Annotated in this window: 17 protein-coding genes; 9 read left to right on the forward strand and 8 right to left on the reverse strand. The window is 62.8% G+C overall.

The genetic code is table 11. The features are described from left to right. Window positions 1–127: 127 nt before the first annotated feature. Window positions 128–844, forward strand: a complete 717-nt coding sequence (gene pcsA / locus ACHPFG_RS17245; protein WP_090404995.1) for a phosphatidylcholine synthase — start codon at window positions 128–130, stop codon at window positions 842–844. 194 nt (window positions 845–1,038) lie between these two features. Continuing rightward, the gene (locus ACHPFG_RS17250; protein ID WP_431699929.1) at window positions 1,039–1,818 is read left to right on the forward strand and encodes a TSUP family transporter; all 780 of its coding nucleotides are present in this window, start codon (window positions 1,039–1,041) and stop codon (window positions 1,816–1,818) included. Here ACHPFG_RS17250 and nudC read toward each other — a convergent pair. After that, entirely contained in the window at window positions 1,786–2,619 is an 834-nt protein-coding gene (gene nudC / locus ACHPFG_RS17255) for an NAD(+) diphosphatase (protein WP_131696535.1), read from the reverse strand. The genes ACHPFG_RS17250 and nudC overlap by 33 nt on opposite strands. 5 nt (window positions 2,620–2,624) lie before the next feature. Then, window positions 2,625–3,437, reverse strand: coding sequence for a crotonase/enoyl-CoA hydratase family protein (locus ACHPFG_RS17260; protein WP_431699930.1), 813 nt, complete (start codon window positions 3,435–3,437; stop codon window positions 2,625–2,627). A gap of 185 nt (window positions 3,438–3,622) precedes the next feature. Here ACHPFG_RS17260 and ACHPFG_RS17265 point away from each other — a divergent pair, with 185 nt between their 5' ends. The 3 genes from ACHPFG_RS17265 to ACHPFG_RS17275 all read left to right on the forward strand — a co-directional run bounded on the left by ACHPFG_RS17265 (window position 3,623) and on the right by ACHPFG_RS17275 (window position 5,946). Further along, window positions 3,623–4,177, forward strand: a complete 555-nt coding sequence (locus ACHPFG_RS17265) for a UPF0149 family protein (RefSeq protein ID WP_431699931.1) — start codon at window positions 3,623–3,625, stop codon at window positions 4,175–4,177. Window positions 4,178–4,267: 90 nt separating this feature from the next. After that, window positions 4,268–5,524, forward strand: a complete 1,257-nt coding sequence (gene aroA, locus ACHPFG_RS17270; RefSeq protein WP_431699932.1) for a 3-phosphoshikimate 1-carboxyvinyltransferase — start codon at window positions 4,268–4,270, stop codon at window positions 5,522–5,524. Window positions 5,525–5,556: 32 nt separating this feature from the next. Then, window positions 5,557–5,946: a hypothetical protein gene (locus ACHPFG_RS17275; protein ID WP_431699933.1), complete on the forward strand. Its 390-nt coding sequence runs from the start codon at window positions 5,557–5,559 to the stop codon at window positions 5,944–5,946. A 1-nt stretch (window position 5,947) separates the two neighbouring features. Here the strand turns inward: ACHPFG_RS17275 and ACHPFG_RS17280 are convergent, their stop codons facing one another. Then, window positions 5,948–6,547 carry an NAD(P)H-dependent oxidoreductase gene (locus tag ACHPFG_RS17280; RefSeq protein ID WP_431699934.1) on the reverse strand — a complete coding sequence of 200 codons (600 nt, stop codon included), beginning with the start codon at window positions 6,545–6,547 and terminating at the stop codon, window positions 5,948–5,950. A 72-nt stretch (window positions 6,548–6,619) separates the two neighbouring features. Here ACHPFG_RS17280 and ACHPFG_RS17285 point away from each other — a divergent pair, with 72 nt between their 5' ends. Further along, window positions 6,620–7,213: a TetR/AcrR family transcriptional regulator gene (locus ACHPFG_RS17285; RefSeq protein WP_431699935.1), complete on the forward strand. Its 594-nt coding sequence runs from the start codon at window positions 6,620–6,622 to the stop codon at window positions 7,211–7,213. Between the two features lie 144 nt (window positions 7,214–7,357). Here ACHPFG_RS17285 and ACHPFG_RS17290 read toward each other — a convergent pair whose 3' ends face one another. Together ACHPFG_RS17290 and ACHPFG_RS17295 are read right to left on the reverse strand one after the other, a co-directional pair. Beyond that, on the reverse strand, window positions 7,358–8,023 hold the full coding sequence (locus ACHPFG_RS17290) for a GNAT family N-acetyltransferase (RefSeq protein WP_431699936.1): 666 nt from the start codon (window positions 8,021–8,023) through the stop codon (window positions 7,358–7,360). Between the two features lie 56 nt (window positions 8,024–8,079). Continuing rightward, window positions 8,080–8,964 carry a LysR family transcriptional regulator gene (locus ACHPFG_RS17295; RefSeq protein WP_431699937.1) on the reverse strand — a complete coding sequence of 295 codons (885 nt, stop codon included), beginning with the start codon at window positions 8,962–8,964 and terminating at the stop codon, window positions 8,080–8,082. 113 nt (window positions 8,965–9,077) lie between these two features. Between ACHPFG_RS17295 and ACHPFG_RS17300 the strand changes: the two genes are divergently transcribed. The 3 genes from ACHPFG_RS17300 (at window position 9,078) to ACHPFG_RS17310 (ending at window position 13,577) form a co-directional block, all read left to right on the forward strand. Beyond that, window positions 9,078–10,286, forward strand: a complete 1,209-nt coding sequence (locus tag ACHPFG_RS17300; protein ID WP_431699938.1) for an MFS transporter — start codon at window positions 9,078–9,080, stop codon at window positions 10,284–10,286. 81 nt (window positions 10,287–10,367) lie between these two features. Then, on the forward strand, window positions 10,368–11,219 hold the full coding sequence (locus tag ACHPFG_RS17305; RefSeq protein ID WP_431699939.1) for a CAP domain-containing protein: 852 nt from the start codon (window positions 10,368–10,370) through the stop codon (window positions 11,217–11,219). A 171-nt stretch (window positions 11,220–11,390) separates the two neighbouring features. Next, the gene (locus ACHPFG_RS17310) at window positions 11,391–13,577 is read left to right on the forward strand and encodes a GAF domain-containing protein (protein ID WP_431699940.1); all 2,187 of its coding nucleotides are present in this window, start codon (window positions 11,391–11,393) and stop codon (window positions 13,575–13,577) included. A gap of 8 nt (window positions 13,578–13,585) precedes the next feature. On the opposite strand, the gene ACHPFG_RS17315 is transcribed toward ACHPFG_RS17310, so the two are convergent. The 3 genes from ACHPFG_RS17315 to treS are packed head-to-tail and all read right to left on the reverse strand — an operon-like array spanning window position 13,586 to window position 20,385. Beyond that, a complete protein-coding gene (locus ACHPFG_RS17315) occupies window positions 13,586–14,752 on the reverse strand; it encodes a diguanylate cyclase (protein ID WP_431699941.1) in 1,167 nt (388 codons plus the stop codon). Window positions 14,753–14,803: 51 nt separating this feature from the next. Further along, window positions 14,804–17,041 carry a 1,4-alpha-glucan branching protein GlgB gene (glgB, locus tag ACHPFG_RS17320; RefSeq protein WP_431699942.1) on the reverse strand — a complete coding sequence of 746 codons (2,238 nt, stop codon included), beginning with the start codon at window positions 17,039–17,041 and terminating at the stop codon, window positions 14,804–14,806. Next, entirely contained in the window at window positions 17,038–20,385 is a 3,348-nt protein-coding gene (gene treS / locus ACHPFG_RS17325) for a maltose alpha-D-glucosyltransferase (RefSeq protein WP_431699943.1), read from the reverse strand. The genes glgB and treS overlap by 4 nt, the downstream gene beginning before the upstream one ends. Between the last annotated feature and the right edge of the window lie 37 nt (window positions 20,386–20,422).

Below are 20,422 nucleotides of genomic sequence, written 5' to 3' on the forward strand. Positions count from 1 at the left end.
CTACGCTATGTGATGCGCCGGGTGGTGAACCTTATGCCCCCCTTCCCGGTCGATACCTGCATTCCCCGGCCAGACTCGACAGCGTCACGTTGTCGGCTGCCCCGTTTCACCTTTTGGAGAACCGCCCGTGATATCGACCCTGCATGTAGCCAGAATCAAAGCCTGGGGCGCCCACGGCTTCACCGCCACCGGTGTGGTATTGGCCTTCCTGGCCACCCTGGCGCTGCTGGAAAACTCACCCAAGGCCTGCCTGCTCTGGCTGGGCCTGGCCTTGGTAGTAGACGGCGTCGATGGTTCCCTGGCGCGGCGGGTGAATGTCAGCACGGTATTGCCTAGCTTTGACGGCTCGGTACTGGACCTGGTGATCGATTACCTCACCTATGTGTTTATCCCGGCACTGTTTATCTACCGCTATATCGACCTGCCGGACTTTACCCACCTGTTCACGGTGTCGGTGATCCTGGTGTCATCGCTGTTCTGCTTCTGCAACGTGAACATGAAGAGCAAGGACAACTACTTCGTCGGTTTCCCCGCCGCCTGGAACGTAGTGGCCTTGTGCGTGTACATCATCCAGCCGGCCGCCTGGGTCACCTTGCTGACGGTGATCGGCCTGGCCCTGCTGACCGTGACGCCGATGAAGTTCTTGCACCCATTTCGGGTCAAGCGCTTCATGCCGATCAATATCGCAGTGACCACCATCTGGTTGCTGTGCAGCTTTTTGATGGTGGTGGATTATCCCAACACCAACCCGTGGACGTTTGGGTTGTGGTCAGTGATGTCGGCGTATTTCCTCGGGATTTGCGTGTGGCGCACGGCGCTGGAGTGGATGGGAACCCACAAATAGCCAGGTGAACACAGTTCAACTGTGGGAGGGGGCTTGCTCCCGATTGCGGTGTGTCAGTCAGCTTATCTGTCACTGATACACCGCAATCGGGAGCAAGCCCCCTCCCACATTTGGTTCTGCGTACCTTCGGCAGGTAAGATGGCGGCCCTTCGCACAGCGCTTTGCTGCGCACTGCCAACCATAAGCCCTGCCCAATGCCTTTCGAACTCAGCGTAGACCTCACCACCCTCGCCATTCTCGCCGTCGTGGCCTTTATTGCCGGCTTTATCGATGCCATCGCCGGCGGCGGCGGCCTGCTTACCACCCCGGCGCTGCTCACCGCCGGGATGCCGCCCCACCTGGTACTGGGCACCAACAAGCTCAGTTCCACCTTCGGCTCGGCCACGGCCAGCTTCACTTTCTATCGCCGCAAGCTGTTCCACCCGCGCCAGTGGGTGCATGCCATCGTCGGCACGTTGATCGGTGCGTTGGCCGGTGCGGTGGTTGCCCACTACCTGCCCGCCGAAACCCTGAACAAGATGCTGCCGGTGATCGTATTCGGTTGCGGTGTGTATTTGCTGTTTGGTGGCACGCCCAAGGCGCCGTTGGACGCCGACGCGCCGATCAAGAAGAAATGGCAAGGCGCCCAGGGTTTTGGCCTGGGCTTCTACGACGGCGTGGCCGGCCCCGGTACTGGTGCGTTCTGGACCGTGAGCACCATGCTGCTGCACCCCATCGACCTGGTGAAGGCCAGCGGCGTGGCGCGCAGCATGAACTTCGTCAGCAACGCGGCGGCGCTGTCGGTGTTTATCATCAACGGCTCGGTGGATTGGATTGTCGGCTTGGCAATGGGGATTTCGGTGATGGGTGGCGCATTCTTTGGCGCCCGCAGCGCGATCAGCGGCGGCGCCAAGTTCATTCGCCCGGTGTTCATCACCGTGGTCCTCGGCCTGACCGTGCGCCTAGCCTGGCAGCACTGGTTCAGCGTGGCCTAGGCGACGGGCCAGGTAGAGGTCGATCAGGTAACGCGCAATCGAACGTGATGCCGGCAACGGCGGCAGGTCGTGGATGCTGAACCACTGCGCGTCCTCGATCTCGTCAGCCTGAGGCACGATGTCGCCACCGGCGTACTCGGCATGGAAGCCCAGCATCATCGAATGGGGGAACGGCCAGCACTGGCTGCCCATGTACTGGATGTTCTTGACCTCCACCTGCACTTCTTCGCGCACCTCGCGGATCAGGCAGTCTTCGGCCGACTCACCCGGCTCGGCAAAGCCGGCCAAGGTGCTGTAGACCCCGGTGACAAAACGCGGCGAGCGCGCCAGCAGGATCTCGTCACCACGGGTCACCAGCACGATCATGCTCGGCGAAATCCGTGGGTAGCTGCGCAGGTCGCAGGCCTGGCAGTACATCGCCCGCTCCCGCGGCACCTGGACCATCGCCTGGCCGCAACTGCCGCAGAACCGATGCTCGCGCGCCCAGGTGCCGATCTGCGCGGCGTAGCCCAGCACTTTGTACAGGGTGTGATCACCTTGCAGCATGAAGCCGCGCAGGCCCTGCCAACTGCAACCTTGCACCTCGCCCGCCGAGTCGAGTTCCAGCAGGTACACCGGCTCACCGTCGAGGTGGCCGATGCCGTGCTCGGCAAACACCGAAAGGTCCTGGCGCTTGAGCCATTCCCGAGGGAACAGCGGGCCATTGGCGTCATGCAAAAAGCCGTCGCGGCTGCGGGCGACGGCCCAGCCGCCGGGGGCGTCGTTGTCCAGCAGCGTTGTGGTAATCCAGCCTGGGGTCATGTCAGTCAATCCACGAATTCGGGTTTCTGCTTACTCATATGGGCCGCGATGGCCACGCGCAGGTCGTTGGATTGCAACATAGCCGAGTTCCAGGTGGCAACGTATTCCAGACCGTCATTGACCGTATGGTCACGCATGTAGCTGATCATGGCTTTGGTGCCGGTGACGGCAATCGGCGACTTGGCGGCGATTTCATGGGCGATCTCGAACACGCCGGCCAACAGGCTTTCCTGGTCGGCATACACGCGATTGACCAGACCGATGCTGCGCGCTTCCTCGGCACCGAACTGGCGGCCGGTGTAGGCCAGCTCACGCAGCATGCCGTCGCCGATGATGCGTGGCAGGCGTTGCAGGGTGCCGACGTCGGCGGCCATGCCGATGTCGATTTCCTTGATCGAGAATTGCGCGTCTTCAGCGGCGTAGCGCATGTCGCAGGCGCTGATCAGGTCGATGGCGCCACCGATGCAGTACCCCTGGATCGCCGCCAGTACCGGCTTGCGGCAGTTGTCGACGGCGCTGAACGAGGCTTGCAGCTCGAGGATCTTGCGGCGCAGCAAGCGTGCATTGCGGCCCACGTCCTTGCCGAAGTCATTGGCCACCGAGGCCAGCATCATCAGGTCGATGCCGGAGGAAAAATGCTTGCCGGCACCGCTGAGCACCACGGCGCGTACGGCATCGGTGTCTTCGACCCATTGGAAGATGTCGATGATCTCGGTCCAGAACGCGGCGTTCATCGCGTTGATCTTTTCCGGGCGGTTGATCTGCACATGGGCAACGTTGCCGGTGAGTTCGACGACGAAAGCTTGGTATTCGGACATGGCAGTGATCCCTGGCTGGCGAGTGATGAGGCCCGAACTATAACAAGGCTACGTGACGGCGCATCGGCCAAAAGCGGGACTGGCAACGGCGATGGAAAAGACGCTGGATAAAAGCCCCGGCACACGCCATCCTTCGCGCTTTGAGCCGCCCCATCAGCGGCGTTCGACGTTTAAAGGATATGCCCATGCACGCCCAACCCCTCGCCCCCGCCGATTTCGAATTCATCGAAGAAACCCTGTTGAAGTACGGCGACGACCATTCGGTGCTGAACCTGGCCGAGCTCGACGGCTACTTCACCGCATTGGTGTCCAGCCCCGCGCAGGTGGATATTGCAGAGTGGTTCCCGGCGATCTGGGGTGGGCAGAACCCGGAATGGGAAAGCGCCGAAGAGGCCAAGCAGTTCCTGGACCTGTGCGTGCGTCATATCAACCTGCTCGCCGAGCAACTGGCGACTGACGCCGAGGGCTTCAAGGCGCGCTTCGATGAAACCGAACACCAGGGCCAGGACGTGACCCTCGCCGAAGAATGGTGCTTTGGCTATATCCGTGGCGCGGCGATCGGCAACTGGCCGGAACTGCCGGCCGAGCAAGCCGCACAGCTGGAGAAAATCTCCTGGTGCGCCGAGCAGGACAACTTCGAGTTGCCCGCCGACCTGGATGTGAAGCTGCATCAGCAACGGGTCAGCGCTATCGAACCGGCGGCACGGGCACTGCACGATTACTGGTTGAGCAAGCGCTAGACCTCGACAAGCACCGCACCTTTGGCCGATTATTCGGGTCCGCCCGTCGGCCACTCCGTACCACCTTGCCTTGATCAGGAGCCTTGTACCTTGAGTTCGCAGAAAACCGTGACCGTTACACCGCCCAACTTCCCCCTGAATGGCAAGGTCGCGCCCCCCGGCTCCAAATCCATTACCAACCGCGCCCTGCTGCTGGCCGCCCTGGCCAAGGGCACCAGCCGCCTGAGCGGCGCCCTGAAGAGCGATGACACCCGGCATATGTCGGTGGCCCTGCGCCAGATGGGCGTGACCATTGACGAGCCGGACGACACCACCTTCGTGGTCACGGGCACCGGCAAGCTGCAATTGCCGGCGCAGCCTTTGTTCCTCGGCAATGCCGGCACCGCGATGCGCTTCCTGACAGCCGCCGTGGCTACCGTGGAAGGTACCGTGGTATTGGACGGCGACGACTATATGCAAAAACGCCCGATCGGCCCGCTGCTGGCCACCCTCGGCCAGAACGGCATCCAGGTCGACAGCCCGACCGGTTGCCCACCGGTGACGGTGCACGGCGTAGGCAAGGTCCAGGCCAAGCGCTTTGAGATCGACGGCGGCTTGTCCAGCCAGTATGTCTCGGCCCTGTTGATGCTGGCCGCGTGCGGCGAAGCGCCGATTGAAGTGGCCCTGACCGGCAAGGACATCGGCGCCCGTGGCTACGTGGACCTGACCCTGGATTGCATGCGTGCCTTCGGCGCCCAGGTCGATGTGGTCGACGACACCACCTGGCGCGTGGCTCCCACCGGCTACACCGCCCATGATTACCTGATCGAACCCGACGCTTCCGCCGCCACCTACTTGTGGGCTGCCGAAGTGTTGACCGGTGGCCGCATCGACATCGGCGTCGCCGCGCAGGCCTTCACCCAACCGGACGCCAAGGCGCAGGCCGTAATCGCCCAGTTCCCGAATATGCAGGCCACCGTGGTGGGTTCGCAGATGCAGGACGCGATCCCAACCCTCGCCGTGCTGGCCGCGTTCAACAACACCCCGGTGCGTTTTACCGAACTGGCCAACCTGCGGGTCAAGGAATGTGATCGCGTACAGGCACTGCATGACGGCCTCAATGAGATCCGTCCGGGCCTCGCTACCATTGAAGGCGATGATCTGCTGGTCGCGGCCGACCCTGCGCTGGCCGGCACGTCGTGCAACGCCCTGATCGACACCCACGCCGACCACCGCATCGCCATGTGCTTTGCGCTGGCGGGCTTGAAAGTCGCGGGGATCCGCATTCAGGACCCCGACTGCGTGGCCAAGACCTATCCTGGGTACTGGAAGGCCCTGGGCAGCCTTGGGGTCGCGTTGAGCTACTGACTCACCGGCGTCGGAATGGGGAGGTAAGGATCATGATAATTCGCCAACCCTGCCCACCCGGCGCCTGCGTCTGCGAGCGTGAACAACTGCTGGATGCCCCCGGCGCCGACCTGCGTATCCTCAGCCTGACGCGTCAGGAAGAGAAACGCCTGATCGAGCGCCTGGAAAACCTGCAAAGCCTGCAAGACCTGGAGCGCATGCAACAGCGGATGCATGAGCTATTGGGCATTCGCGTGCATGTCGCACCGGGGCACACCGAGGTCAAGAGCATGCGCGGCATCCAGATCGTCATCGACGAACTGCCAGGCATGTGCCGCAAGACCCGGCAAGCGATCCCGGCGGCGATTCGTCGGGGCCTGGAGAAAAACCCGGAAATTGCCTATCGCCTGCTGGACGCCCACGACCTGTTTCGCGACGGTTGAATCAACCGGCGACCGTCTCGGCCTCGAACAGTCTCTGGCCTACCGCCTTCGCCGTCTTCAGATGCGCCGGGGCTGCGCCGCCTTCAGAGTCCAGCAACAACTCGGACGTGAGCACCTTCGCCCCGCAGTAATCGAAGATGCCGTAGTCGATCTGCGTGCGCATCGCCTTGGCATAGCCATGACGGTCAAATGCACTGTCATCCGCCCCGCCGAGGGCCAGCACGTGCACCTGCAAGTGCCGCAGTTTTTTCACCACGGGCGTGTCCGGGCCATAATCGATCGCCCAGCCGTTGACGAACACGCGGTCGACCCAGCCCTTGAGCAGGCCCGGCAGCGACCACCAGTAGATCGGGAACGCCAGCACCAGGGCATCGGCGCGATCCAGCCGCGCCTGTTCGGCCAGCACGTCGGCCGGGGGCGTGGCGTGGGCGCGGTGTACCCGATGGTCGGCGGCGGTGTAGCGCGGGTCGAAGCCTTCGGCCGCAAGGTCGGCGATTTCGAAGGTGTGGCCCGCAGCCGTAAGGCCGGCAGCCACCTGCGCGGCCACGGCGTGGGTGAGGGATTGTGGGTCGTGATGGGCAACGACGATGAGTGCGTGCATGACTTTGACTCCCTTTGGGCTTAAGCTACGTTTAGTAAGTTACACCCATTAAGTTACTTTTGGTATATAAGCATGTCAAGCAGTGAGTCCCCTGCCCCGCGTCGGCGCTTGTCCCGTGAAGACCGACTGCGTCAATTACTCGATGCGGCCTGGCAACTGGTACGTGATGAGGGCACCGAAGCCCTGACCCTCGGCCGCCTGGCGGAACTGGCCGGTGTCACCAAGCCGGTGGTCTATGACCATTTCGTCACCCGTGCCGGGTTGCTCGCCGCGCTGTATGAAGACTTCGACGGACGTCAGAACCAGGTGTTTGCCGAGGCCCTCGACGCCAGCGGCGCGACGCTGGAAGAGCGCGCAGGCGTGATCGCCTCGTGCTATGTCGATTGCGTGTTATTGCAGGGCCGGGAAATTCCGGGCGTGATAGCGGCACTGAGCAGCTCGCCGGAACTGGAAACGCTCAAGCGCAAGTACGAGGCGATCTTCCTCGACAAATGCCGCGACGCATTGGCGCCCTTTGGCCAGGTATCACAGGCAGGATTAAGGGCGATGCTGGGTGCTGCGGAAGCGTTGTCCTACGCTGCGGCCAGTGGCGAGATCAGCCGTGAAGAGGCGCAGGAGGAGTTGCTGGCAACCATCCTGGCGATGGTCAACCGCGCACGGCGCTGAAGACTGAAGACTGAAGAAGCTTCTGTGGCGAGCGGGCTTGCCCCGCGTTGGAGTGCGCAGCGCTCCCGTTTTTTTTGGGGCCGCTACGCAGCCCAACGCGGGGCAAGCCCGCTCACCACAAAAAACCCACCTACCAGGCCCAGGCTAACGCCCTGCCACGAACAGCTGCACCTTGCGCGCCAGTTGATCGAGGTGCCTGTCCCGCTGTTTCTCGGCATCCACCATCGCCCGCTTGCCGTGCTTTTGCAGCAGGTAGGTGTGGATCTGGCGTACCTCCAGCGAGCTGTAGATCGCCGCCACGTCCAACACCCCCATCAAGCCGTCGGTACCGTAGTCCCGCGTATTCATCAGCACTTGGGTGCCCCGCGCCCCCCGCACTTGAAAGCCCATGGCCTCGAAGGCCGATACCTTCTCCACGGCACACGCCAACTCGGCATGGGGATAGCGCGCCAGCACGTCCGCCATCATCCCGCGCGCCACGCCCTGGCGCCTGAAGCCGGCCTGCACCGCCATAAAGGCGATGCCACAGGCTTCGGGATCATCTTTCACCGGCAGATACAGGCAAAAGCCAATCACCTGCTCCTCAACCATCGCCACGATCAGCTCAACGGCAATCCCCTTCGACCCGCCCACTGCCTCCAGGTACAGGTGCACCTCAAAACCGATGGCGTATTGGTAGATGTTGTAGAGCAAGTTGCTCGGCGGCAGCGCGACGCTGCTGATGTCGGTGAGGTTATCCACCACCATCTGCAGGATTTGCGCATTGATGGGCTCGGGGCACGGAGTGGTGTAGCGGGTAAGGCTGAACATGCAGATTCCTGGGGTTTCGCGTCAAGGCAGCGGCGATTGTACCTGCTGCAGGCCGTTCATTGCCCGCACACCTCACGCACACATCCGCGCAACCAGCGGTGGGCCAGGTCGGCATCCAGCCGCGGATGCCAGAGCATCGCCACGGTGAACGGTGCCAGCGTCAACGGCAACGCAAAGCTGTGCAGGCCTTCGCGCTGATGGGCGGTGTAGCGTTCGGGCACGCTGGCAATCAGGTCGGTGTCGCGGGCCAGGGCGATGGCCGTGGCGAACCCGGCGACGATAGTGCTGATCTGCCGGGTGAGGCCCAACGCTTGCAAGGCATCGTCGACCTGGCCGCGCGCCTGTCCACGGCGGGACACGTAGACGTGCCGACCTTCGGCGAATCGCTGGGCACTGACCTCGCCCTGGCTGAGCGGATGGCCGCTGCGCACCACACCCACCAGGCGGTCACGGAACAGCGCCTGGGTCAGCACTTCGGGGCTGGCGGTGGGATCAACCACGCCGGTTTCCAGGTCGACGCTGCCTTCGCGCAGCAACGTGCTGTCCTTGTCGGTCTTGCTGACGAAACGCAGGCGTACACCGGGCGCCTCCCGTGCGATGCGCGCCAGCAACGCGGGACCGAAGTTTTCGACGAACTCTTCGCTGGTGCGCAAGGTGAAGGTGCGCTCCACCTGGGCCAGGTCCAGGGAGCATGCCGGGCGCAGCACCGCGTGGGCGTCCTGCACCAGGCGGCTGACCTGCTCACGCAACGCCAGCGCCCGCGGCGTCGGCACCAGCCCGCGCCCCGCGCGCACCAACAGCGGGTCGCCGGTGGTTTCGCGCAGGCGCGCCAGCGCACGGCTCATGGCCGAGGGGCTCAACTGCAAGCGTTTGGCCGCTCGGGCGACACTGCCTTCGGCCAGCAAGACATCCAGGGTGATCAGCAAATTGAGATCGGGCATCGGCGCTCCTCATCAGGCGTTTGACGCACGTATTAACTGCAAACCATGCGTCTTCCGCCATCTTAGGCGACGTCGTAGATTTGTGACAGTTGCGTCCACTCAAGGAATTTCCCATGCACACCTCTTCACGCGGCGGCCTTGCCAGCCTGTCGCTGTCCATGCTGCTCGCCTCCCTCGGCACCAGCATTGCCAATGTCGGCCTGCCCAGCCTGGTCCAGGCGTTCGATGCGTCGTTTCACGCAGTGCAGTGGGTGGTGCTCGCTTACCTGATGGCGATCACGGCGGTGATTGTCATGGCGGGCCGACTGGGGGATCGCCTGGGCCGTCGCCGGCTGCTGCTCGGCGGGCTGCTGTTGTTTGCGCTGGGCAGTGGGCTGTGTGCGGGCGCGCCCTCGCTGGGCTGGCTGATTGCTGCACGCCTCCTGCAGGGCTTGGGTGCAGCGAGCATGATGGCGATGGCGCTGGGGATGGTCGGCGATACGGTGCCCAAGGAGCGCACCGGCCGGGTGATGGGCCTGCTGGGCACGATGTCAGCCGTCGGTACCGCCATGGGCCCCGCCGCTGGCGGGTTATTGCTCAGTGTGTGGGGCTGGCGCGCGCTGTTTCTGGTGGGCATGCCCTTGGGGGTACTCACGGCCTGCCTGGCGTGGCGCTATTTGCCGGTTGATCGTCGCCCAGAGGGATTACCTTCCAGCTTCTGGTTGCCCTTGAAGGAAGCACCATTGCGCACGGGGCTGGCGATGAGTGCCTTGGTGGCGGCGGTGATCATGGCGACCTTTGTGGTCGGCCCGTTCTACCTGTCCCAGGGGCTGGGGCTTGATCCGCAACGGATGGGCCTGGCCATGGCCGTCGGGCCTTGTGTGGCGGCGCTCAGCGGTGTACCGGCGGGTCGCCTCACCGACCGCCAGGGCTGGCGTCCCATGACGTTCGCCGGGTTGGGCATCCTGTTTTGCGGTGCCTTGCTGTTGTCGGTGGCCTCGGGATTGATCGCCTACCTGGCGGGGCTGGTGATTCTGACGACGGGCTATAGCCTGTTCCAGGCCGCCAATAACACGGCGGTGATGTGCGATGTAGACAGTGCGCGCCGAGGCACGGTCGCAGGCTTGCTCAACCTGTCACGCAATATCGGGCTGATCTTCGGCACCTCCGCCCTGGGGGCGGTGTTCGCCTGGGCAACCCCGGATGTCACCCACGCCACCGCGCAATCCGTGGCGGGCGGCCTGCATGCAACGTTCGCCGTCGCCGTGGGCCTGATCCTGCTGGCTATCGCGATGGCAACGGGCCGCATCCGCGCCGGGAATGCCCCGCAGAATACCCGTTGAGGCAAAAAAACAAAAAAGGCGTTGCGCCAGACGGGGTTACATCGCGCATCATGGGCACTTTCAAGCTCAAGGGTAACGTCCATGCGCGTTCTGTCATTGATGATGGGCCTCACGACGCTGGCCGCCAGTACGGTGTTCTGCGCCAGCGCGATGGCGAATGAAGAAAGTCAGTTGGTGCAACAGATCAACGAGTACCGCAGCCAGGTGCAGCGCTGCGGCGACCAGGGTTCCCAGGAACTGCCACCGTTGGCCAACGATACACGGCTGGTGCTGCCGGCCAATAACGTCGGCGACCTGCAGCAGGCGCTGGCCCGCGCGGCCTACCCGATGGTCAACGTGCAGGCCATCAGCCTGTCCGGCCCCAAGGACGCCCAGGCGGCCATGAAAGCCGTGCGCGAGAGTTTCTGCCGCGTGGTGCTGGACCCGCAGTTCGTCGACATCGGTGTAAGCAACAACGGCCAGGACTGGCGCATCGTGCTTGCTCGCCCGTTGCTGTCCAGCGGCCTGGGCGATTGGCAAACCGAGGGCCGCAAACTGCTCGACCTGATCAATGCCGCCCGTACACAACCGCGCCAGTGCGGTACCCAGGCGTTTACCGCAACCACGCCATTGTCGTGGAACGAGGAGCTGGCCGGAGCCGCCAACAGCCACACGCGCAACATGGCCAACGGCAATTTCTTCGACCATCTGGACCACGACGGCCGCACGCCTGGCGACCGCGCCGAATTGGCCGGGTATATCGCGAAGAACATCGGCGAAAATATCGCCGCCGGCCTGGACACCCCGCGCAAGGTGGTCGACGGCTGGCTCGCGAGCCCAGGCCATTGTGCGAACCTGATGAACCCGCAGTTTCGCGAATTGGGCGCGGCTTATGCCATGGACCCGAAGAGTGATGCGGGCATTTACTGGACCGGTTTATTCGGCACGCAATAGGGATCGGGCCGCCGCCCGATTACGCTGAACTCGACCGGTTCAAACTAACGAAGCATCAAATTGCCATCTAACCGATAATTACGCTGAACTGGCAGCGTTCAACCGGGTCTGTAGCTCTGCGCCACACACTGGAATACGCGCTGAGACTCTGGAAAACAAGGTGTTCCCTCAATGATGAATTGGCTGCAAAGCAGCAGCGACATGGCTGAACGGGTGCGCCAGCATCACTGGGCCGATACACCTCTCGGTCCGTTGGAGCAGTGGCCGGACGTTTTGAAGACCACGGTCGCGCTGTGTTTCGCCTCAAGCTTTCCCCAAGCCATTGTCTGGGGGCCGCAGTTGATCACGATCTACAATGACGCGTTCATTCCGATCCTGGGCAATAAGCCCTATGCCCTCGGGCGCCCCTTCAGCGACATATGGAGCGAGGTGTGGCCCCAGGTCAGCCCCATCGCCGACGCGGCTTTCCAAGGGCACGCCACCTATATCGAAAACTTCCCCCTGGTGATTGAACGCGGCCAGGCACGGGAACAGGCCTACTTCACCTTCTGCTACAGCCCGATTCGCGACCCCCAAGGCAAGGTGGTCGGTATGCTCGACACCGTCACCGAGACCACCGCGACGGTGTTCCTGGCACGCCGCCTGGCGGTGCTGGACACCATCGGCAACGCGGTGGTCAACGCCGCCGATGCCGAAGCCGTCATGACCAGCACCACCCGGTTGCTGGCCGAGCACCTGCAGGTGAGCAATTGCGCCTACGCCGACATGGACGCCGATGAAGACGGCTTTACCATCCGCGACAATTGGACCGCACCCGGTTCTCCCAGCATCATCGGCCGCTACAGCCTGGCGGCGTTCGGAGCAATGGCCGTCAAATGCCTGCGGGCCGGCGAGCCCCTGGTAATTCATGACAATGTGCGTGAGCTGCCGCCAGAAGAATCCGCCACCTTCCAGGCCCTGGGGGTAACGGCGACGATCTGCATGCCACTGATCAAGAACGGTCGCCTGACCGCCCTGATGGCCGTACATGACAAAAATCCACGCACCTGGTCACCCTACGACCTGGCCCTGTTGCGGGAAGTCACCGAGCGCTCCTGGGCGCATATCGAACGTGTGCGTGCCGACGCCGATGTGCGCAAGGGGCTGGCGGCCTATGCCGAACTGAACACCACCCTGGAACAGCGCGTTGAAGAACGCACCCTGGCGCTGGCCAAGGCCGAAACCGCGCTGCGCCAGTCGCAGAAACTCGAAGCCATCGGCCAACTGACCGGCGGCGTGGCCCATGACTTCAACAACCTGCTGACGATCATTCGCTCATCGGTGGACTTCTTGCGTCAGCCAGACCTGTCGGAACAGCGTCGCCAGCGCTATATGGGCGCGGTAGCGGATACCGTAGAGCGTGCCAGCAAGTTGACCAGCCAATTGCTCGCCTTTGCCCGTCGCCAACCGCTGAACCCGGAAGTCTTCGACGTTGGCCAGCGGGTACAGAACATCGGCGAGATGCTGGAGAGCGTGACAGGCGCGCGCATTCATGTGCGCGTCGAGATGCCTTCGCAGCCGTGTTTTGCGCGCATCGATGCCAGCCAGTTTGAAACCGCGCTGATCAACATCGCCCTCAATGCACGGGACGCAATGGATGGCCAGGGCACTCTGATCCTGAGGGTCATCGGGGAACAGCCGTTGCCCCGCATTCGCGGCGACGCCGGGTCGGGTAAGGCGTATGTCGCTATTTCGCTCGCCGATACCGGCCCCGGCATTCCCGAAGAGACCGTCGAACGCATTTTCGAGCCGTTCTTCACGACCAAGGCAGTGGGTAAAGGCACCGGCCTGGGCCTGTCGCAAGTCTTCGGCTTCGCCAAGCAGTCGGGGGGCAATATCGATGTGACCAGCAAGCCCGGCAAAGGCAGCGTATTCACCTTGTATCTGCCCCAGGTCGAAGCCGAAGCAGCGCTGCCACCCCCCTGCGAGGAAACGCTGGCTTCGTCCCACGACACATCACAATGCCGGGTGCTGATTGTGGAGGACAACCTGGAGGTCGGGCGGTTTGCCAGCCAGATTCTTCAAGACCTGGGCTACCAGGCCACCTGGGTCACCGATGCCGAACAGGCCCTGACCCTTGCGGGGCACGATGGGAGGGCCTTCGATGTGATCTTCTCCGACGTGGTCATGCCCGGTATCACCGGCGTGGCCATGGCCAAGCTGCTGCGCCAGCGCCGGGCGGACCTGCCCGTGGTACTGACCTCGGGCTACAGCGAAGAGCTGGCAGACAGCGGCTATGAGGGTTTCGAGTTCCTGCCCAAGCCTTACTCTGCCGAGCAGGTTTCGCGGGTATTGATCAAGGCCATGCACAAGGACTGAGCCTCGCCCTACTCCGCCACGGCCACCTGGTTGCGGCCCAGCGCCTTGGCCCGGTAAAGCGCCTTGTCCGCGGTATTCATCAGGGTGTGCAGGTCCTCATCCACGGCATGGGTGAACGCCACTCCAAGGCTGGCTGAAAGTCCTTTGACCGGCTCGGCGGCCAAACCGGCTATGGCCTTGATCAGCTCCTCGGCAATATTCCGAGCGGTTTCCAACGACGTATTGGGCAACAACACGGCAAACTCTTCGCCGCCCAAGCGCCCATACACATCGGCCTTACGGAACGACGCACTGATCACCCCGCCAATCTGGCGCAATACCTGATCGCCGGCCTGATGGCCGTAGGTGTCGTTGATTTGCTTGAAGTGGTCCATGTCCATCATCAGCACGCACAACGGCTGCTGGTTGTGACGGCATTGCGCGTACAGCAATTGGGCATGTTCGAAAAACGCCCGGCGGTTCATCAGGCCGGTCAGCTCATCGGTCTGTGCGACACGGGTCGAGATATTGTGGGCAAGTTCCATTTGCCGGGTCAGGCGAAAGGCCTTTTCCAGAGCATCGGACAACTTGCACGTGGCGCTGGCCACATACGTGGAAAACACCAGGACCGCGATGGCGATGCCCACTTGCATCGATGTCGGCTGGAACAGCAGCCACAGCGTGCACGGCAGCAACACCAGGCCGATGGACACCAGGGTCATGTAGCGATAGGCCGAATAACACGACACGGCACTGACCGACATCCCCACGGTGAACAGCATCACGAGCGCCTGGGACAGCCGATCATCGGTGGGCATCAGCGCGAACGCCCCAGCCCCCCAAATGCTCGCGGACAGCACCAGCGTGATCCAGTAACGGCGCTCCCAGCGGTCCGGCGTGCGTTCGCTGTGGGGGCAGCGGAACCAGTCCACGAACATCTTGACCCGCAGCAGCGACGAGGCGCCCAGCAGCACCAGCCACACCAGCATAAACGTGTGATCGAAGCGCTCCCAGCACAGCCAGCAGAGCATGGCGGCTGCCATGTAGCTGCCGAAAATGGCTGCAAATGACTGGCGAAACAACTGGTGCAAACGGTCGGTTCGCACCTGTGCCTCTATAAAACAATCCTGGTCCTGCCCATGCCCAAGGCCATTCATGAAATTCGCCTGATTCGACTGCCATGACAAAGGCGCCATTGTGGCACCCTGCCACCAGCGTGGACAACTGAATCCAGCAGGGTAGAGCCTTTAACTTGCTTCAGGCCGCAAAATCAGCACCCCCAACGGCGGCAGATTCAACGATAGCGACACCGGTTGCCCATGGCGTGGCTCATCCTCGGTGAACACGCCACCGCCATTGCCATAATTGGAACCCGCGTAGGTATCGGCGTCACTGTTGATCACCTCGCTCCAACGCCCGCCGAACGGTACGCCCACCTTGTAGGCCTCACGGGGCACCGGGGTGAAATTGGCCACCACCAGCACCGGCTTGCCGTCCTTGCTCCAGCGCAGCCAGGCGTAGACGCTGTTGATCGCGTCGTCGCCGATCAGCCACTGGAAACCTTGGGGCGCATCGTCCTGCTCGTGCAGGGCCGGTTCTTCGCGATACAGGCGGTTCAAGTCACCCACCAGCTTTTGCACGCCTTTGTGCTCGGCGTACTGCAGCAAGTACCAGTCCAGTTGCTGGTCGTGGTTCCACTCGCGCCACTGACCGAATTCGCAGCCCATGAACAGCAGCTTCTTGCCCGGATGCATCCACATGAACGCCAGGTAGGCGCGCAGGTTGGCGAACTTCTGCCAGCGGTCGCCGGGCATCTTGTCGATCAGCGAGTGCTTGCCGTGCACCACTTCATCGTGGGAAATCGGCAGGATGAACCGCTCGGACCACGCATACACCAGGCCGAAGCTCAGCTCGTTATGGTGGTGGACGCGATAGACCGGATCCTGCTGGATGTAATGCAGCGAATCGTGCATCCAGCCCATGTTCCACTTGTAGTTGAAGCCCAGGCCGCCCTGTTGGGTGGGCTGGCTGACACCGGGCCAGGCGGTGGACTCTTCGGCAATCACCAGCGCGCCGGGGGCTTCCAGCGCCACCACGTCGTTCAAGTGGCGCAGGAAGTCGATGGCTTCCAGGTTCTCGCGCCCGCCATGGCGGTTCGGCACCCATTCGCCGGCCTTGCGCGAATAGTCGCGGTACAGCATCGACGCCACGGCATCCACACGCAGGCCGTCAATGTGGAAGTGTTTGAGCCAATGCAGCGCCGAGGCCAGCATGAAACCGTGGACTTCAGTACGGCCCAGGTTGTAGATCAGCGTGTCCCAATCCTGGTGGAAGCCTTCCAGTGGGTTGGCATATTCGTACAGCGCGGTGCCGTCGAATTGCGCCAGGCCGTGGGTATCGGTGGGAAAATGCGCCGGCACCCAGTCGAGGATCACGCCGATATCGGCCTGGTGAAGTGCGTTGATGAAGTAGGCGAAATCTTCCGGCGAGCCAAAGCGCGCGGTCGGGGCGAACTGTGACAGCGCCTGGTAACCCCACGAACCGCCGAACGGGTGTTCCATGATCGGCATCAGTTCAACGTGGGTGAAGCCCAGTTGCTGCACATAGGGCACCAACCATTCGGCCAGTTCACGCCAGTTGTATTGGCGCGCCACTTCGCCCGCCTCGTCCAGCTCGCACTGCCAGGAGCCGACGTGCAACTCGTAGATCGACAGCGGCGCCGTGGCCTTCTGCCGCTCGACCCGCGATTGCATCCACTCGTGGTCCTGCCAGTCCACCTGCAATGGCGCGGCGACTTTCGAGGCGGTATCGGGCGGCAACTGGGTCGCGAGCGCCATAGGGTCGGCCTTGAGCGGCAGAATGCCGTTGGCGCCGAGAATTTCGTACTTGTAGGCGGCGCCAGGTTGCAGGCGTGGAATGAAGATTTCCCACACGCCCGACGGATGCCGCAGGCGCATCGGATGGCGGCGGCCGTCCCAGATATTGAAGTCACCCACCACCGAGACCCGACGCGCATTCGGCGCCCACACGGCAAAGCGCACGCCGTCGACGCCATCGACGCTGGTCACCTGAGCCCCCAGGCAACTGCTGAGGTCACGGTGATTGCCTTCGGCAAACAGGTAAAGGTCCATCTCCCCCAGTAACAGTTGCTGGAAGCTGTAAGGGTCTTCGGTGATCTGCTCACCGCCAGCCCACTGGATTTTCAGCACGTACGCCTGGCGAGTGTTGAACTGCCCGACGAACAGACCCGGCACCTGGGTCGCGTCCAGGCTGCCGAGCTGTTCGCCGCCATCGCGGCTCAGCACCTGGACGCTCAAGGCTTCGGGCAGGAACGCGCGGATAAATTGCCCGCCCTGCTCGTCATCGTGTGGCCCGAGAATGGAAAACGGGTCGTGGTGCTCGGCGCGCACCAGCGCTTCGACGTCCTTGGACGCCGGCATGGCTGTCAACTTCGGTTGCAGCGGTTCTTTATTCGTAAAGCTCATGACGTCTCCCCACCGCGTGCAGTGTTCGATTTAGATGTAAGCCCGCTCAACAACCCGTGCAAGCCCTGTAGAGGCACCGGCAACCAGGTTGGGCGGTTTTCCGCTTCGTAAGCCACTTCATACGCGGCCTTCTCCAGGCTGAACAACGTCAGCGCGGCATCCTGGCCCTTGGCATCCTGCCAGTCATGCGCCAGTGTAGACGCAGCAGCCTGATAAGCCTGGATAAATGCCTGGCGGGCCTCTTTCAGGTAGCGATCCGTCACGCGTCTGCGCGCCAGGTCTGCTTCGGGCGAGTGGTCCACCCCTTGTACGTTCAAGGCCATGGCCGCCGCGTAATCAAAGGAGCGCAGCACACCACTCACATCTTTATACGGGCTGTGCTTGCCGCGTCGTTCATGCAGCGGCCGCGCCGGTTCGCCTTCAAAGTCGATCAGGTAGGCATCACCTTTGACCACCAGCACCTGGCCCAGGTGCAAGTCACCATGGACCCGAATGCGCAACCCGCCCAACGTGGCTTTCGCCAGCGCCTGGACATGCGCGCCGATGGCTTTTTTCTGGCCCAGCAATTCACTGACCAATGCCTGATCGGCAGGGTTCAATTGGCTTTGATGAAGCTTGAGCAATTGCAGGGCACGGTCGATCTGTGCCCCAACGTCCTTGGCCCAGGCCTGGGTGTCCTTGGCCGTGGTGAGCTCGGGTTTGAAGTCTTTGTTGGTGGTTTTGGCCCCCAGCACCCCGTGCATTTCACCCAGGCGCTGGCCGAGCAACCCGGCGAAGTCCGCCAGCTCGCCCAGGGCGTTGTAATGCTGTTCCTGTTCGGAGATGGCCTCGGCCAGTTCATCGCGAATGGCACGCTCCAGGTTGTTCTGGGTCCACGCCCAGGCATCACCCTGGTTGCTCAGGTAGCCCTGGGCAATCATCAGCAGGTTGTCCTGGCCTGCGGCATCATGGCGAATCACCGAGCCCATCAGCGGCGAGATATTCGGGTAACCCGCCGCCGTCAGGTAGGCGCTCATTTCCAGCTCCGGGTGCACCCCGGCGCTGACTTTGCGGATCAGCTTGAGGACCAGGCTCTCGCCCACCACCACCGAGCTGTTGGACTGCTCGGCAGACAAGTAGCGCACGGGCGACTCATCCGTCAGTTGCAGCTTGGCCAGGTGCGCCGTCGCTTCAAAACGCAGGTCGCCGTCTTGGCTGTTCAATACGGTACCGGCCTGCAAGCCCTGGATCACCGCGCGAATAAAGTGCTCGAGGCTGAAGGCATCGGTCACCAACCCCACCTGACGCACCCGCCGTACGCGGGCCATGGCCAATTGCTGCGGCAAGGCACTGGTGAACTGGTCCTCGCCAAGGAAACCGAACGGCAACTGATAACGGCTCACCTGGCCACCGGCGGTGACCTCAAGTTCGCTGAGCAATACCGGGTGCTGCGGGTCGCCAAAGCGTACGCCGTAAGCGATGCGCACACTGTCGATGGCCGTGTCCTTGCCGGCAAACCAACGCCGCTTGGGCAGCCAGGCCGGGAGCGAGGTCTGTTCCAGGGTGCTGCGAGATGGCTCATCGAGCAGCTCTTCCATGCGTTTCTTCAGGACCAGGGTGGTGAAGTCCGGCATGCTTTGCGCCGGTTCCACATGCCAGCTGGGCATCTGGTTTTCCGCCGCCAGCACGAACCAATAGAAGCCGTAAGGCGCCAGGGTCAGCAGGAAATTCAGCTGTCCGATGGGCGGGAACGCATTGCCGCCGAGCATTTCGACCGGGACCATGCCGGCAAAGGCCGACAGGTCCAGCTCAGCGGCCTGGGCACTGCGCGAGACGTTGGCCACGCACAGGATGATCTCGGTACGCCCGTCGTCACCGGTGAATTCGCGGGTATACGCCAGGATGCGACGGTTGCTCGGCGAGAGCATCTTCAGGCTGCCACGCCCAAACGCCTTGGACTGCTTGCGCACCGCCAGCATGCGGCGGGTCCAGTTCAGCAGCGAGTGCGGGTCCTGGGCCTGGGTTTCGACGTTGACCGACAGGTAGCCATATTGCGGGTCCATGATCGGTGGCAGCACCAGGCTGGCCGGGTCGGCGCGGGAGAAGCCGCCGTTGCGGTCGATGGACCACTGCATCGGCGTGCGCACCCCATCGCGGTCGCCGAGGTAGATATTGTCGCCCATGCCGATTTCGTCGCCGTAATACAGGGTCGGCGTGCCGGGCATCGACAGCAGCAGGCTGTTGAGCAACTCGACCCGGCGGCGGTCACGCTCCATCAAGGGCGCCAGGCGCCGGCGAATACCCAGGTTGATGCGTGCGCGACGGTCAGCGGCGTAGTAGTTCCACAGGTAATCGCGCTCTTTGTCGGTGACCATTTCCAGGGTCAATTCATCGTGGTTGCGCAGGAAGATCGCCCACTGGCAGTTGGCGGGAATTTCCGGGGTCTGGCGCAGGATATCGGTGATGGGGAAGCGATCTTCCTGGGCCAGCGCCATGTACATGCGCGGCATCAGCGGGAAGTGGAACGCCATGTGGCATTCGTCGCCGTCATCGCCCTTGCGGTCACCGAAATACAGCTGCGTGTCTTCCGGCCATTGGTTGGCTTCAGCGAGCAGCATGCGGTCGGGGTAATGGGCGTCGATCTCGGCGCGGATCTGTTTGAGGACGTCGTGGGTCTCCGGCAGGTTTTCGTTGTTGGTGCCATCGCGCTCGATCAAGTACGGGATGGCGTCCAGCCGCAGGCCATCGATGCCCATGTCCAGCCAATAGCGCATCACCGACAGAACCGCTTTCATTACCTGCGGGTTGTCGAAGTTGAGGTCCGGCTGGTGGGAATAGAAGCGGTGCCAGAAGTACTGGCCGGCGACCGGGTCCCAGGTCCAGTTGGACTTTTCGGTGTCGAGGAAAATGATGCGGGTACCGTCGTATTTCTGGTCGTCATCGGACCACACGTAGAAGTCCCGCGCCGCCGAGCCCGGCTTGGCCTTGCGAGCGCGCTGAAACCAGGGGTGCTGGTCGGAGGTGTGGTTGATCACCAGTTCCGTGATCACCCGCAGCCCGCGCTTGTGGGCCTCGGCGATAAAGCGCCTGGCATCGGCCATGGTCCCGTAGTCGCTGTGCACGCCACGGTATTCGGCGATGTCGTAGCCGTCATCGCGGCGTGGCGAAGGGTAGAACGGCAGCAGCCAGATGGTGTTCACGCCCAGGTCGGCGATGTAGTCGAGCTTGGCGATCAGGCCGGGAAAGTCACCAATACCGTCGTTATTGGAGTCGAAATAGGATTTGACATGAACCTGGTAGATCACCGCGTCCTTGTACCAGAGCGGGTCTTTGATAAAGGTGGCAGCCTTGGGTTTCTTCGCCATTGGAGGCTCCTGAAATACTCGAAAAAGCTTGCAGACT

Source organism: Pseudomonas sp. BR20 (genome assembly GCF_050780135.1).
In the GTDB taxonomy this organism is placed as follows: domain Bacteria; phylum Pseudomonadota; class Gammaproteobacteria; order Pseudomonadales; family Pseudomonadaceae; genus Aquipseudomonas.

Bases quoted from the DNA above. Each gene is read 5' to 3' on its own strand.
- ACHPFG_RS17310 (WP_431699940.1), top strand. From the start codon at position 11,391: ATGATGAATTGGCTGCAAAGCAGCAGCGACATGGCTGAACGGGTGCGC.
- ACHPFG_RS17305 (WP_431699939.1), top strand. From the start codon at position 10,368: ATGCGCGTTCTGTCATTGATGATGGGCCTCACGACGCTGGCCGCCAGT.
- ACHPFG_RS17250 (WP_431699929.1), top strand. From the start codon at position 1,039: ATGCCTTTCGAACTCAGCGTAGACCTCACCACCCTCGCCATTCTCGCC.
- ACHPFG_RS17295 (WP_431699937.1), bottom strand. From the start codon at position 8,964: ATGCCCGATCTCAATTTGCTGATCACCCTGGATGTCTTGCTGGCCGAA.
- ACHPFG_RS17265 (WP_431699931.1), top strand. From the start codon at position 3,623: ATGCACGCCCAACCCCTCGCCCCCGCCGATTTCGAATTCATCGAAGAA.
- glgB (WP_431699942.1), bottom strand. From the start codon at position 17,041: ATGAGCTTTACGAATAAAGAACCGCTGCAACCGAAGTTGACAGCCATG.
- ACHPFG_RS17290 (WP_431699936.1), bottom strand. From the start codon at position 8,023: ATGTTCAGCCTTACCCGCTACACCACTCCGTGCCCCGAGCCCATCAAT.
- ACHPFG_RS17275 (WP_431699933.1), top strand. From the start codon at position 5,557: ATGATAATTCGCCAACCCTGCCCACCCGGCGCCTGCGTCTGCGAGCGT.
- ACHPFG_RS17300 (WP_431699938.1), top strand. From the start codon at position 9,078: ATGCACACCTCTTCACGCGGCGGCCTTGCCAGCCTGTCGCTGTCCATG.
- ACHPFG_RS17260 (WP_431699930.1), bottom strand. From the start codon at position 3,437: ATGTCCGAATACCAAGCTTTCGTCGTCGAACTCACCGGCAACGTTGCC.
- ACHPFG_RS17285 (WP_431699935.1), top strand. From the start codon at position 6,620: ATGTCAAGCAGTGAGTCCCCTGCCCCGCGTCGGCGCTTGTCCCGTGAA.
- ACHPFG_RS17315 (WP_431699941.1), bottom strand. From the start codon at position 14,752: ATGGCGCCTTTGTCATGGCAGTCGAATCAGGCGAATTTCATGAATGGC.
- ACHPFG_RS17280 (WP_431699934.1), bottom strand. From the start codon at position 6,547: ATGCACGCACTCATCGTCGTTGCCCATCACGACCCACAATCCCTCACC.
- nudC (WP_131696535.1), bottom strand. From the start codon at position 2,619: ATGACCCCAGGCTGGATTACCACAACGCTGCTGGACAACGACGCCCCC.
- treS (WP_431699943.1), bottom strand. From the start codon at position 20,385: ATGGCGAAGAAACCCAAGGCTGCCACCTTTATCAAAGACCCGCTCTGG.